General features: G+C 51.4%; 9 protein-coding genes. All 9 read right to left on the reverse strand.

What is annotated here, in order from left to right; translation table 11 throughout:
- Nucleotides 1–2: 2 nt before the first annotated feature.
- The gene (locus tag GWC94_RS09360) at nucleotides 3–2834 is read right to left on the reverse strand and encodes a glycosyl hydrolase (protein WP_161834772.1); all 2832 of its coding nucleotides are present in this window, start codon (nucleotides 2832–2834) and stop codon (nucleotides 3–5) included.
- 27 nt (nucleotides 2835–2861) lie between these two features.
- Nucleotides 2862–4118 (reverse strand): oligogalacturonate lyase family protein, encoded by a 1257-nt coding sequence (locus tag GWC94_RS09365; RefSeq protein WP_161834773.1) that lies wholly within the window; start codon nucleotides 4116–4118, stop codon nucleotides 2862–2864.
- A 10-nt stretch (nucleotides 4119–4128) separates the two neighbouring features.
- Complete coding sequence (locus GWC94_RS09370) at nucleotides 4129–5184, reverse strand: glycoside hydrolase family protein (RefSeq protein WP_161834774.1); 1056 nt, start codon at nucleotides 5182–5184, stop codon at nucleotides 4129–4131.
- Nucleotides 5185–5217: 33 nt separating this feature from the next.
- Nucleotides 5218–6534 carry a rhamnogalacturonan acetylesterase gene (locus GWC94_RS09375; RefSeq protein WP_161834775.1) on the reverse strand — a complete coding sequence of 439 codons (1317 nt, stop codon included), beginning with the start codon at nucleotides 6532–6534 and terminating at the stop codon, nucleotides 5218–5220.
- Nucleotides 6535–6633: 99 nt separating this feature from the next.
- A complete protein-coding gene (locus tag GWC94_RS09380; protein ID WP_161834776.1) occupies nucleotides 6634–8823 on the reverse strand; it encodes a RagB/SusD family nutrient uptake outer membrane protein in 2190 nt (729 codons plus the stop codon).
- Nucleotides 8824–8852: 29 nt separating this feature from the next.
- On the reverse strand, nucleotides 8853–12125 hold the full coding sequence (locus GWC94_RS09385) for a SusC/RagA family TonB-linked outer membrane protein (protein ID WP_161834777.1): 3273 nt from the start codon (nucleotides 12123–12125) through the stop codon (nucleotides 8853–8855).
- A 119-nt stretch (nucleotides 12126–12244) separates the two neighbouring features.
- The gene (locus GWC94_RS09390) at nucleotides 12245–13573 is read right to left on the reverse strand and encodes an FGGY-family carbohydrate kinase (RefSeq protein ID WP_161834778.1); all 1329 of its coding nucleotides are present in this window, start codon (nucleotides 13571–13573) and stop codon (nucleotides 12245–12247) included.
- Nucleotides 13570–14844 (reverse strand): TIM barrel protein, encoded by a 1275-nt coding sequence (locus GWC94_RS09395; protein ID WP_161834779.1) that lies wholly within the window; start codon nucleotides 14842–14844, stop codon nucleotides 13570–13572. The genes GWC94_RS09390 and GWC94_RS09395 overlap by 4 nt, the downstream gene beginning before the upstream one ends.
- Nucleotides 14845–14865: 21 nt before the next feature.
- Nucleotides 14866–15180 carry an L-rhamnose mutarotase gene (gene rhaM / locus GWC94_RS09400; protein WP_161834780.1) on the reverse strand — a complete coding sequence of 105 codons (315 nt, stop codon included), beginning with the start codon at nucleotides 15178–15180 and terminating at the stop codon, nucleotides 14866–14868.

Here is a 15180-nt window from a genome sequence, read left to right on the forward strand (position 1 = left end):
ACTTATTTTATTTTTTGCAGTGGCTGTATGGTAACAGGGCCCAGCAGACCCGATGGTTTGGGTTGCCATTGCGCGGCGGTGAAAATACCGTCCGCACCGCGGTTCTGCGGCAACCGCGATGGGAAATTCGTGTTATAGAATTTCTTCCATGGAATGCCTTTTTTGTCCATATCCGCGATGCGGTTGGCCATGCCGTTGGTGACCGCTATTTTCAGTTCATTATCGGCTGTCAGCAGCGATGCGGGGATCGACAGTTTAAATACCGGGCCGATCAGTGTTGCCAGACGTTTCCCATTCACAAACACTTCGGCGCTCTCCTGCACCGAACCAAGATCCAGTTCGTACCATTCTGCCTTCACGGCAGGATATAAAAAATGGGTGGTGTATACCGCCGTGCCGCTAAAATTTTTTGCGGCCGCATCGTTACCATCCGTCCATGAGCCGGGTGCGATATTGTTTTGCCTTGCAGGCAATACAGGGCTGCCGCCGGTGAACTGCAGCTGCCATTTTTCCCGTAAGGGTATTGCCGTTCCGGTGGTTTCTCTATAGGGATAGCTGCCTGCTTTTGGCGGCGATTGTACAGACTGCACGATGCAGGAAGCGCCGGCGCGCAACGACAACAATACCTCGAGTTTATTGCCCTGGTTTCTTGTTCTGGCAACGCCTGCCTCGAGCGTCATGGGATCAAACAACAAGGCATGCCTGTCATTGGTTTCCAGCGTCACCCATTCGCTGACGGATGCTGCAGTTGGGTTGCTGATAAAGTACAGGCGGCCATCATCGTATTTTCTTCTGGCAAACTGCAAGCCTTTATCCACCAGGGTTTCCCTGGTTGTTTTGGCCTGCAGCAGCAATTGCTCCATATCGTCGCCTACCAGTATCGATCCCTTTCCGATCGATGCCTGTCTGATCGTTCCCTTGTTTGTGAACGACAGCGACCCCGTGAGCTGCTGCAGCAAAGCCTGTCTTTTGGAAAGATCTGATAAGCCCGGCACCATGGATGGAAGATTACGGTAAAAAACAATCGTTGCTCCCTGCCTGGCGGCATCAAACAGTTTGCTCATGGTTTCGATGGGAATGTATTTTACATCGGCCAATACGATGGTGCGGTAACTGCCACCCCCGCTTGTCTGTAACCGGTCGCCGGCTGTGCGGATATCCATCACCTGTTTATCGGAAACAAGGTCAAAAGCGTATCCTTTTTGCAGCAACCATTCGGCGCTGGTTTTGAAAACCGTTTTATCAAAGCCTTCCATCCCGTCAAAATGCAGCAGCAGATCGCGTCCCATATCAACGATACGGTCATTAAAGGGGAAATAGAGCAGGAGGTCGTTATCCGATTTTCCTTTCTGCAAAAAGCTCTGGCAGCGCGCCACATAATTATTCAGCGTGCTTATGTCTTTCCAGAACGGATTGGCCGGCGTAAAATGCACGGCTGCATAGAACAGCCATCCGGGCCATGGATCGTTTTGCGGCGAGTAGTTGGTGCCGTGCCAGAATACATGGTTCACACCTCCCACAAAATATTTGTCAACAGCCTGCTTTACATCGCCGAGAGAAGATTGAAAATGTTCGTTCAGCCAGGTGGCGGTTTCTGCGGATGCCAGCGGCTTGCCCATAACATGCGCGGTTGAAGTGGCAAATTTAAACCGGAGTATATCCGCGCCTTCTGTTTCGGGAATATCCACCACGGCATACAGGTCGAGTATATTGGCGGGCGATCCGTGCGACTGGTTACGCACCATTTTGTTTTTTGACTTCGCCCATCTGTGCCAGGGCAGCGTAAAGTTATCGAGCAGCAGGTCTGATACCGTTTGCCGGTAATCTGCCAACACCCTGCGCCCGGTTTCCGTACTGTCGCGCTGCAATAACAAGGGCAGGTACTGCCTGATATCGTAGCCCCTTCGTTTGCGGAATTCGGACAGCATGTTGTTTGTCCAGTTTGCCTGTCCCTTTGCATCGTCCACTTCGTAGCTGTCGTTAAAAAACGATCGCAGAGAGCGGAGGTCCCTTCCTTTAAACGCCTGATCAAATTTTGCGAGGTAGTGCTGCAGGGCTTCGGCTTTGAAATGATCGATCACATCGCCCTCTCCTCCGGGGGCGGCGCGCTCCACCAGTTTACCGTGATAGCCTGTGAACAGCGCCACCAGTTTCCATTCGCCGCGGGGAGCCGTCCAGTTAAGTCTTCCGCTCTCACCGAGTTTTGATGTAAGGTCCGTCGCCTGTCCGCCGGTATCGTAGGCTATTACGGCCGATGGCAACAATACCTGTTCATACCGCAGCTGGTCCAGTGCGTACAATTGCAGGTTGGGGTTAGCGGCAACAGGATGCTGCAACTGGCTGACATCGATCTTCATCCTGCTTTCAGAGCGGTAAAACGGCTGCTGCCGGTAGCTGATCGTATCGTTGATGCGCTGTCCTTCTTTCAATACCCATGTTCTGAAGTTGATGTTACGGCAGGCGTCTTCGGGTTTTACCCATGGTCCGCCAAAGGGCCAGCCGGTGGCGTTGGCCATATCGATGCCCAGCCCCAGGCGTTTGCCTTCCTGCAGGGTATACCCCAGCATATCCATCCATTTGGGAGAAAGAAAATCGATGAACCTGGCCTCATATCCTTTCACCCCGTAGATCGGCGTGATCTCCAGTCCGCCCAGCCCTGCTTCCTTATACTGCTGCATGGCGGCTGTCAGACCGGCTTTGTCCACAGCGCTTCCCTCCCACCACCAGCGTGTCCACGGCCTGGCCGTTTGTGTGATCCGGGGCCAGGATGGCTGTGCATTGGATGAAAGAGATACGATAAGTGCTATCGCCAGTACAATGATGTTTCGGTTCATGAATTTGCGGATTTGTATAGTTGGAATTTACCTGTTCCTGTTTGCTTTTTTTATTTCAGCGGCATATACATTTTCAATGCCTTCAAAATTGGCACGGAAGATGATCCATTTTTGATCGGGACTGAAATGTACATTGGGCTCGAGTTTGTACTGGTGGTGCTGCATATTCACCAGTTTTTCTGCGCGCAGGGAATCTCCTGCGGGAAGAAACAGGTTGATCCATTTGCCGTCTTTTGCCTTGGCTACGGCATTCGGGTCTCCTCCGTCACCGGCGAAAATGGTCTCATCAGCCGAACTGGTGTAATGAACCGACCAGTCGTTCCGCTGCACCCGGTAACGTGTTTTCTTTCCCGTTTGAAGATCGACGCCGGCTACCAAAAAAGTCTCGCCGCGCGGCATCTGCAGATCGAACCAGATTCTTTTTCCGCTGGCGCCAAACCATTCGTGTCCGGCTATTTCCATATTCATCGTGCGTTTATGCACCAGGCTTACTTTCTTTGAGCCGGTATGGATCGTCCAGATACGGTCTACTTTGTGCCAGGGGCCTTCGTGACAGAACATCATCAACTGGGGATCAGTTGGTGAGAACTGGATATGGTTGAGCCATGCGGTGTCGGAGAAGAGTTTTGTCAGTTTTTTTGTTTTCAGATCGATGGTAAAAAGGGTGTGCGGCAGTTTGGCTTCGTAGATCAGGTTAAAATAGTCCGATTTGTTCGGGTTCTTCCGAAGCAGTTCTTTTTCTTCATTCGAGCTCCATCCCCCGCCCAGCATAGTGCCATCGGCATTTACCGTGGTGACACCGCCTTTAAAATCTTCCGGAAATACAAATACCAGTTCCTGTTTTCTGCTCCCGGGATCCACGCAAAACACACTGTCCTTCACCTGGAAATAGAGCTTCTTGGTACGCTGCGAAACGATTTCTCCGTTCATGGGTGTGGGATGATGGGTCAGCTGCGTGGCGGTAAGCGTGGAAAGCGAAAGCAGGTACAGCTGTTTGTCTTTTACATTCAGGTTATAGGTTTCCTGTTTGCGCATATCGGTGGCAGCGCCGGGCTCTTCGCGTTTGCTGTTGTAGAACACCATGTTGTTGCCCAGAAAAGGATTGTTGTGAAAATAAAAACTCAGGCTGCTGCCGGGTATCCTTGTCAGCCTTATCACGCGGTGTCCCGTACTTTTATCAATCCACTCATCGGGCATTTTCCGGTTACCTGTTTCCATAACGGGTTGCGCTGCGGCAAACAGCGCCAGTAACCCACCCGATACTGCCAATAGCGTTTTTTTCATAGACTGCATTTTAACGGATCCTGAATATAAATGGTGATGATGTCATGTATTTACCGCCCTGTGATGTTGTGAACAGGTAAGCCGGTTTGCCGTTGCGTAACAACAGCTGTGGTCTTTCGAAGCGACCGTATTTTTTCAGGTGCGCGGGGGCCGGCGGCTGCTGGATATAATGATCGGCCGCATAGTAGGCGATCCGGGGATCCGACCACCTAAGCCCGTCTTTCGATTCCATCAGGATACCGTTCTCGTGATTGAACACACCCATATCCCTTGCGATCATACAGAACCGCTTTTTCTCCATCCATACAAATGCGTCTTCGAGTTGCTTGTTGTCGCCGCGTGTTGAAAAATCGATCAGTGGGTTATCCGGATGTTTCTGATAGGGCCCTTCCGGCTTATCGGCGATGGCAAGCCCGTATTTGCGGTTACCGCGTATGGGGCCGGTTGCTTCTTCGTATTCTTTTGTATTCCACGATTTATAATAGAGCCAGTACCTGCCGTCGGGGTGTTTGATAACGGAAGGATTGGTGGTGCAATGGTCATCCCAACAGCCCGCTTCACCCGGCAGCAGCAAAGGCTGATCGGGTCTTTTCCAGGGTCCGTTCAGGCTGGACGCAGTAGCCAGTCCTATCCGCTTCGTATTGGTTTTACCATTGGCGTTACCCATATAAAACAGGCAATACAGGCCATCGATGTTTTTGATGGATGGGTTATGACAGGTGGTGGCATCCCAATAGCCGGGTCTGGGCGCCAATACCGTTTCCCTGATCTCATAGGGACCTTCCGGCCTCTCTGCCACCGCGTGCACGATCTCGCTGCCGTTGATCCAGCCGCCCATTCCCTTCTTCGCCACCCAGCGCGAAAAAAACACATGCGTGTTGCCATTTTCGTCTTCGATCGGGCTGTTGCACCATACATAATACCCTTCCTGTTCGAGCACACGGCCTACCGGCTGCAGTTTTTTTGCAAATGCCGATTCATCCGAAAACCAGGCTTCCGCCGCACCGGGTATGGCGCCGCCAGCGGATAAAAGCGTGAGCGACCGGATAAATTCTTTTCTTTTCATATTTTTCTGCGGCTGTGCTTATCGTTTGCTGTATCAGTTTCCATCGGGTTTTTGCGAAGCGTACAGGGGACTTAACGGCCAGTACCATTGCTCCCAGGGATCGGGATGAGATGGATCAAATGCGCCCGTATCCTTTTTCAGGTAGCTGGCAAGAGACAGTTTTTGTCTTCTGATCTCCTGCACCACACAACGCGCAAGTTCGTAAGCGCCATAGGTACTGAAATGTGTGTCGTCTTTCAGTGCCTGCGGCTGGTTGGGAAATATATTGGCCGGGAAATGAACAAATGCCCTGACAGATTTTTCAGGTCCCCATGCCTCGTACAATGTTTTGCTCATGGCATTCAGATCAATCAATGCCACATCCGCTTTTTGTGCGGTCTGCCGCATGGCTTCGGGATACTCGAGCAAGGTGTTATTGATCTTACCGCCAGTATCGAAAGATCGGCGATGCATGGAGGTAACCAATACCGGCACCATACCATGGGCTCTTGCCTCTGTGATCCATTCCATCAATGTTGACTGGTAGGTTGTAAAAGGATCCAGGTGTGTGGAGCCCGGCTTCTGGTCGTTATGCGCAAATTCGATAAACAGGTAGTCGCCGGGTTTGGCAAGACTGAAAATTTTCTGCAGCCTTCTCTCTCCCCGGAAAGCTTTCAGTGTTTCGCCCGACTCTGCATAGTTGGCGATACAGATATTACCCGGCCGAAAGAACGAAGGGAACATTTGTCCCCATGCAGCCCAGGGTTCTTTGTCCTGGTCCACCACCGTTGAATTACCTGCGAGAAAAACGGTTGCTGCGTTTGTGTCGCGCTGTATTTCCATCGCATCTACTTTCGGCAAACTGTCGTTGAACTCGATGGTGAGTTTGTTATCCCAGTGTGCGTAGCTGATCTCCCGTGGTTTGAGTCTGACCTTTGCGATGGCTGTTCCCTGCGCATCCCTGATGATGCTGTCGCGGATATGGATCGTAGCGATCACTTTCTTACGCTGGCCTTTTTTTGTTCGGATATTGGCAAACAGCAACCGTCTGTTTTCTGCGCGTACCGTGGTGGCCGAGCCGGCTTCGGTATCGCCCAATACAATCGTCACAGTATAGTTTCCTTCGGGAAGTTTTACCGAAAAGAAAAAAGGCGCAGACGCCGTGATGAAATCCATGTTCTTTCTTTCAACGGCCTGCAGCAGTGCACCCGGTTCAAATCCGTACCCTCTGTCGGCAGTGTAGCGATCATCGGTATGTATCCTGGTATACCCCTGTCTTGCTTTTCCGTTTCCGAAATCAAAGCGGTACGACTGAGCAAACAGTTCTGCAGAGAGGTTGCCGAACAGCAGGAGAAGAAAAAAACAGCGCATCTGGTTCACTGGACTTGTTGCTTTGAAATTACCATTTAAAAAATAGAAAGGACAATCTCAGCGATTGCCCCTTCACGTTATAACTACTATGCCTGCTTACTAATAGCCGGGGTTCTGGTAAGATGCCCTTGCCGCCGCATCGAGCGGCGCACCTTTCGGGTCTGTTAACTGAACCAGGAAGGCGTTGGGCCATGGCCTGAACGTATAGTTCTTTTTCATCTGTCCTTTGCCGTTGCCGTCCTGCCCGTTTCCGTTGGCGGTGTTGGCAGCCGCGGGCCATAAACCGGCGCGGTCCGATGCCATCTGGTTCGAATAGATTGCGCGATCGTAGAGAATACCGGCGTTGTGCTGGTCTTCCCAGGCAATGCCTTCCGAAAGAAATTCGCGCACTTTCTCATTGTAAATAAACTGGATGAACATATCCGCTTTTGATGTTGCCGCCGGTATGTATTTTTCCGCCGTTGCCTCGGGAGAACCCGGTGTAAAAACAGCTTCCGTAACCTGCAGCTTGGTGTACGAGCTGCCGCTGGCAGGATAGGCAGGGCCGGCTTTTTCGGATGCAGTAAGTCCTGCGGCCGCAGGCTCCCATTCTACCAGTACATTCGGTCGGCTCTCACCCGATTTGTAGGCCGCACGCTGGCGAAGCACATTGATGTCGTTCACCGCTTCTGCATACTGTCCCTTCCTGCCGTATGCTTCGGCGCGGATCAGGTAGGTCTCTGCAAGACGCATCAGTATCGCATCGCGGGTGCCGCTTTCGCTGTTGAAATTTGCCTCATCGGAGCTGCCGCCTTTCAAAGGGTCTACAAATTTTCTGGATGAGAGATAAGGCGCTGATGCACCTGTGGCCAGCCCGATATTGTTATTGGTAATACCCAAACGGTAATACAGTTTGCCCGTGGCCGAAGATTTCACCCAGCGCACCATGAACTGGTAGGGCAAACTCATCACCGACATGGAGTCCAATGCCTCCGATGGCTGGTTTTCAAGATAGATCAGCGCACGTGCACCGGGAGCTATCCGCTTTGAACCCGATACCACCGCGGGCTGACCCGCAGGTTTATTGGCGTTCCAGTAAGCGGCGGCGCCGGCAGACCAGGTATAGGACGTGCTGGTTGCAGCGGGCATGTTACTGATGTATTCGTACTGGAAAGTTTTGTAATAGCGCGAATCGTTCACTTTATCACGGAAATTATCATAGGCCCAGTCGGTAGGCTTAAAAGTTCCAAAAGGGCGTCCGTAGCCCTGCGACCTGGTGACGCCTGTATTGGCAGTATAATCGCCGGTATGGTAGTTACAGGAACGGTTGCCGCCAAAACGTCCGTCGAGACTGATATTGATATCAAACTGTGCAGACCACAATACTTCGGTCGAGGGATTGGTTTCCGATACGGCGGGATTGAACAGGGTCCAGTAATCCGGGGCAAGACCGGATACACCGCCTTTGCCGTTGATCACCTGTGTGGCGAGATTGATGCAGGAATCCAGATCGGTGGTCACATTTCCTTTGTAGAGCATTTTCAGGTGCGTTTCGCCGCTGTTTGCAAAACCTGCCGCCTGTGCACGGTTGAGGTAGAGTTTGGCAAGAAAATGCCCGGCAGCCCATTTGGTCAGGCGACCGCGGTCGGTGGTGGTAGCGGGGAGGTTATCAAATGCATAACGCATATCGCCGATGATCTGTTTGTAGATATCCTCCAGTTTTGCCTTGGGGTAATTGTAGATACCGTTGTCCTCGCGTTTTGCATCCAGCAGCAGGGGCACATCGCCCAGCTGGTTTGATATCAGGTAATACGCCCAGGCGCGGAGCATCAGTATTTCGGCGCGTCTTGTTTTACGCATCGTTTCATCGCTGCCAAATTTACCGGGTTTGATATTATCGATGATATTGAGCGCGATGTTGCAGTTATTGATATGCGGGTACACACCCATCGGTGCATAGCTTGAGTTGGCGCTGCCGAGAAAGTTCACCATATTGGCAGCGGCAATGGTAGATACATCCGTGCCGTATACGGACGACACCATCTGCGCGTTGGCTGCCGTGGAAGTCATATATGCATCCGTTTCAGGCTCTATAAGCCTTGCGCCGTTTGCATCCCACTCGTGTTTTACGCGGGCTATCACGTACAAACCGTTGATCAGCGAATTCAAACCGCTTTCGTTGTTATAATAATCCTGCGTAAGACTGGATACCTGTTTTTCCTGCAGGAATTTTTTACAGGAAGACAATGAGGCAACAAGGGATATCATCAACCCTATTATTACCATGTATTTTTTTTGATGCTGTTTCATGTCAATTATTTGAATAACTGGTAATGGGTTTAGAAAGAAGCCCTCAGGCCAAATACAAAACTCTGCGGCAGTATGGTATTGTTATTGGTTCCGCCCAGTGGATTGGTATTGGATGAAGCAATGCTCCAGTTTGTTTCATCGTCGGGATTGATTCCCCATTTCACCACACCCGGTCCGAAGATCAGCGGGTTGATCACCTGGAAATTCAGCGTCAGGTCTTTCAGTGTCGCTTTCTCGATCAGCTTCCTTGAAAAAGTGTACGAGAGCGAAATATTCCTGATCGCGCCAAATGATCCGTTATTGTACTGCCTGGCCGCTGTGATATTGGTGATATTCGTTGCGGCATTCGGCATGGGCCAGTAACCCGCGGGGTTATCAAAAGACCATACATTGTTCTCAACACGGCCGTTCGGGTTTACCCCGCCGTAAGAATTGGGATAACCGCCAAAATACATCTGTCCCCAGCGGAAATAAACAAAACTGCTCAGCGACCAGTTCTTATACCTGAACGTGTTGGTAATGCCTCCGGTCCATTTAGGTCTTGGCGTGCCAAGCACCAGCATATCGGATGCATCAATTTTTTTATCGCCGTTCTGGTCCGCCACCCTGATGGTACCGGGTCTGAAATTGGTGCCGTTGGCATTGAACAGCGCCATCTCCGCAAGGTCTTTGCTGTCTCCGCCCCATATACCCGCACTGGCATAGTTGTAGTATACCTGCGTTGGCTGACCGATAAACAGGCGGTCCGAAACCATGTCGGTCTTACCGTTCACCAGCTCAACAATCTCTTCTTTATTGGCCGACCAGTTCAGGTCTGCCGTCCAGCTGAACTCTTTTTTCTGTATGATACCACCCGATAAAGTGATCTCGATCCCTTTGTTGCTTGTCTTGCCCACATTCAGGTATTTCTGCACATAGCCCGAAACCGCCGGCAGGGTTTTGGGGAAGATCAGGTCGGAAGTGTTTTGTTTGTACACCTCAATACTGCCGGACAGTCTGCCTTTAAGAAAGGAAAAGTCGATACCCAGGTTGGTCTGTGCCGTTTTTTCCCAGGCAAGAGAGGGGTTCTGCACCAGCTGCGGCAGGTAGCCGATGGCGGCGGAAGAACCGAATACATAGGGGTTCCGGCTCAGCGGTCCGGAAGTGGTATAGGGTTGTACCGAAGAGTTGCCCACGATACCGTAACCGATACGCGGTTTCAGCTCGTCTACCCAGTCAATGCCCCGCATAAAGTGTTCATCCTGCATTTTCCATGCAAGCGCGAAGGACGGAAAGTATGCCCATTTGTTTTCGGGCGACAGCACAGACGACCCGTCGGCACGCAGCGAAGCGGTGAGCAGGTAACGGTTCATGAACGTATAGTTTACACGACCCATAAAAGAAGCCAGTGTATTTTCCGTAAAACCGGTGCCGTATCCGGGATTGCCCGCGGTGTTGGAAGCAAGATCGTACCAGAGACTCAGCGGATTGATGGTTCCCGTTACGTTCACACCCACATTCTCACGTCTTGATTTCTGCGAAGACTGCAGCAGTGTTATGCCGAGCGAATGGTTCTTGCCAAAATCCTTATTCACATATAACAGGTTCTCCAACACCCAGGAAAAATTCTCATCGGCCGCATAGCCGGCGGTGTTTGGCCTGTTGGTCAGATGGCTGGTTGCATCAGGCCCCATCCAGGCACCCGATCTGAAATGACGGTACTGCACACCGAAATTGCTGCGAAACTTCAGCCAGGGTGTGAATTTTACTTCCGCATAAGAACTTGCCATCACCGCCTGCGAACGCCTGTCGTTGAGGGCCTGGTCGATATCGATCAAAGGATTCCATAAACTCAGGTTACCACCGGGATTGCGGATCCATGCGCCGTTATCGTCTCTTGGCACGGCATAGGGAAACTGATCCGACGCCCTTGAATACAGGTCTTTCGAACCGGTGTTGGAAGTGTTGGGCCCGTTGATACCGAAGTTCTGCGTTGACAGCGAAGCGATCACCGAGGTGCCCAATGTAAACCATTTGGTTGGTGTGATATCGCCGCTCAGGTTAACCGAATAACGTTTGTAGTTCTGGTCGCGCTGCACACCGAGCTGGTTATAATAGTTAAGCGATATTGCCACACGGGACACATCGTTGGCAGCAGAAAGCGCCAGCTGGTGGTTTTGCGATACACCCTGTCTTACCGCCGCACCCAGCCAGTCGTAACTGCGGATGTTCGCGGCATTGTACAGCGGCACCATGGCGGGCCAGCCCATCGCCTGCTCCTGCGGTGTGGCGGCACGCATTTTCGGCGTAACGCCATACACATCCCACTCATATCCTTTCCACACGGAAGCCAGCGCCACCTGGTCGGCAGACAGGCTCATTTTATCCCTGTCAAGAAATGGATCCGGGTACCAGGTGCTGGCGGGTTTGGTAAGATCTGTGTTGGTGGTTGACTGATACAAACGCCCGTTGATCAGGCTCAGCCGCCAACGGTCGATGTACTGCCCCCCATTCATCCAGTCGGTAAGCGAATGATAGGAATCGAGTGATACCTGTGTATTATAGCTGAGCGAGGTACGGCCCCGCTGCGCTTTTTTCGTTGTGATCAGCACCACCCCATTGGCGCCGCGTGAACCATAGATGGCAGTGGCGGATGCGTCTTTCAATATTTCAACAGAGTTGATGTCGTTCGGGTTAAGATCGCTTATGCTGAATGAGTTTACGCCAAGTGCATTCACCAGCGGTATTCCGTCGATCACATACAAAGGATCATTGGATGCACCGATAGAACGGTTACCCCTTACACGCAGCACCGGAAGCTCGCCCGGTTTGAAATTGGTGGACACGCTCACACCCGCGGCCTTACCCTGCAAAGCCTGCAGCACGTTCTGCGCAGGACGTTCGCGTATGGTTTCTGCCGAAATACGGCTCAGGGAGCCCGTAACATCCGATTTCTTTTGCGTACCATATCCTACCACCACCACTTCGTCGAGATTGGATACCGAACGGATCATGGTAACTGCAACGCTGTTACGTGTGCCCACGGCCAACTCCTGTGTGGTAAACCCAACAGAACTGATCACCAGCACGGCATTGGCACCAACGCCGATCGCAAAACTTCCATCGGTTTTTGTAAGTGTTCTGTTACCGGTGTTTTTCTCCGAAATGGCAGCGCCTTCCAGTGGCAACCCGCCATCATCGGTAATTTTTCCCGATACGGTCTTACGCTGCGCCAGTGCCTGCGTAACCGGCAGTTGTGATAAAATAAGGGAGAGCAGCGAAACAAGGATACAGTTTCGCCACAGGCGTGGGAAAGGTTTCATGGTGCAATCGTTTGGTTTATATGATGCCAAGCATCATTTAAAAATAGAACGCTGCAGCAACATTACTATCCTGCACTATGCTGACAAACAACCAACGGCAACAACGCGGCGGACTGCTGTTACCGCTGTCTTACAGAATAGAATTTGAGGGAAACAAGATCGCCCGGAACGGGCTGCGGGTTCCACTGGTCGTGCATAACCAGCGCCGCTCCCACGGCTGTGGCCTGCGATACGGAGGCGGCAAATACCTCGTGACGGGGAAATGCGTCCGCCAGCAGGTGCAGGTATACCGGGTTGTTGGCAAAACCCCCGTCTACGAAAATGCGTTTTACATTACCCATCACCAGCAGCGAAGAAACGCATTGCTTATCTATGATAGATTGCATTAATGCGTGATAGGCTTCGGAATAATTTTCGAAAACCGAGAGGTCATCACCTGAAAAAAGTTTTTTACCGGTAACCGTCAGCCAGGAATGATCGAACTCTACCGACTTGTAAACATCAACATTTACCTTAAAATGTTCGGCCAGTTTTCTTACCTGCAGTTCGTGCTCGTAACCGGCAAAAAGACGTGAAGCTTTTACCGGGCGGCCGTTATAGGCGAGATAACAAAGACAGTCCATTTTAAGTTCCGACGAGGTCAGCGGTGTATCGTTGAAAGGATTCAGGCTGATGCACCAGGTACCTGTAGAGATGAGCAGAAAGGGATCGTTGAAAACGGACAGGTAAGGGATCAGCGCGGCGGAACTGTCGTGCAGACCGATACCCGCCTTGATGCGTCTCTTGTTTTTTTCCATCATGAACGCCTCGCTGTGCGGCACCACCGGTGCCAGTTTGGAAACCACGCCCTCCAGTGTTACCCATGAATGGTAACGTTTTTTGCCAAAATGCCAGAGCGAGGTATGACAGCCGATGCTGGTGATATCCGATGCGGGTTGTTGTGTAAACAGGAACCCGAGGTATTGCGGCAGGTGCAGTGAGTAGCTGATCTTTTTAAAAACGGCGGGCTGCTGTTCTTTCAGTCGGTATAACTGCAAACCCGAGTTCAGGTTACCCAATACAGGCGAAGCGGTTTCGAGAGAGAGTTTGTCTTCTCCCCCGTATTTTTTATAGAAAGCGTTCTGCAGCTCCTGCGGATAGGGTTTCAGGTAATTGTATAACGGCGTAACAGGATTGCCCGCTTCATCAATATGTACAAAGCTGGCGCCATACGCGGAAAAATTAACCGCCTGGATAAGGTATTGGGGAAGTGCGTTTACCTCGTCAAAAACCTGCTGCACCCAATCTGCCAGCAGCTGTAGATCTTCGCAGGCATCGCCGTCTTCATCAACAATCTCAGCAAAACTTTGCGAACGCTCCAGTACGATGCGGTAATGTTCATCAAACAGAAAACATTTCTTATTCGTTTTACCGATGTCAAAGACCGCTATGACAGGTATGGCACTCATAGACCGGTAGCCGAAGTTTTTTCGCCCCTGGTACCGATAAGCTGTGCGCGTATTTTTTCTGAGCGGAACAGTTGCAGCGGCTGCAATGCACCACCGTTCTGTAACCGTGCTTCGGCAACAAGGGGACGCAGATCGGTGCGGAAGGCGCCCTGCAGAATTTCCTGCGCAGCCACTACATCGTTTGATTCCTGTGCGTTTTTCAAAGCGGCGGTATCTACCAGCAGCGCCTGTGCATAGGCAAGCTGGATGGCTTCCACGCTCTGCAGCAGGTCTTCAAGCGGATCTTTTACATTGTGCGAGGCATCGATCATCCAGCCAAGACCGCTGGCATGATCCATTCCCTTTGCATCCATTCCTTCCACCAGTTCACAGAATATCAGGAACAGCTGATAGGGATCGATACTTCCAACGGTCAGGTCATCGTCGCCATATTTACTGTCGTTGAAATGAAAACCACCCAGTTTGTCTTCGCTCAATAACAAGGCAACGATCTGCTGGATATTCGCATTGGGCAGGTGGTGACCCAGGTCCACCAGCGTATAGGCTTTGTCGCCAAGTTTATTGGCGTACAGCAGCGACTGTCCCCAGTCGCCAACGGTCATCGAGTAAAAATTGGGTTCGAAGGCCTTGTACTCAACAAACATTTTCCAGTCGGAGGGCAAAGCAGCATAGATCTGCTGCAGACCCTCGAGTGTGTTTTCAAACGCCCTGCGGAAATTCAGTTGACCCGGGAAGCAGGACCCATCGGATAACCATACGGTCAGCGACTGAGACCCCAGTGCCATACCATGCCTGATCACTTCTATATTGTGTTCTATCGCCTGTCTGCGCACCTGTTTGTCCACATGCTGCAGCGATCCGAATTTGTAACTCAGTTTTTGTCCGGGCTGGTCCTGGAAAGTATTGGAATTAACCGCATCAAAACGAAGACCGTACTGATCGGCCAGCGAGCGGATCTTTTTGGCATCCGAGGGAATATCCCAGGGGATATGCAGTGATATGGCGCCGCTTGCGCGGTTAAGCTGGTGAAGCAGGGCCACATCTTCCATTTTTTCTTCGAGCGAACGGGGCTCTCCGCCACCGCCAAACCTGCCGAACCGCGTACCGCCGGTACCCAGCGCCCAGGAAGGGATGGCCACCTGGAATGCTTTCAGTTTCTGCAGTATGGCTTCCGTATTGGGCAATGTATCTGCCAGGCGACTTAATCCCGTCGCATGTTTGCCTGCAATCGATTCGTTGTGTGCAATGATCTTGTTCTGGTCAATCGGCATAAACAATCGTATATGTTCTTTCTAAGGTAGGTAAAATACTTCCTGCAGCGGTGTGCTTACCGGCGAGTTATCCGGGTTGGCATCCATGATGTCTTTCATATAAGCCCACCACCGCTGCATTACCGGGTGTGCGGGCAATTGTTCCATGGCAGTGGCATCGTCAATAGTCAGTACGCCGAACAATGCATTTGTATCGCTGTCGAGGAATATAGAATAAGACCCGATACCGGTTTCTTTCAACAGTGTTTCGAGTTCGGGCCACAACGCATCGTGCCGGCGTTTGTATTCCGCTTCCTGTCCTTTGTGCAACTGCATTTTAAACGCCAGACGCTGCAT

Source organism: Sediminibacterium soli, from assembly GCF_009939225.1.
GTDB lineage: Bacteria > Bacteroidota > Bacteroidia > Chitinophagales > Chitinophagaceae > Sediminibacterium > Sediminibacterium soli.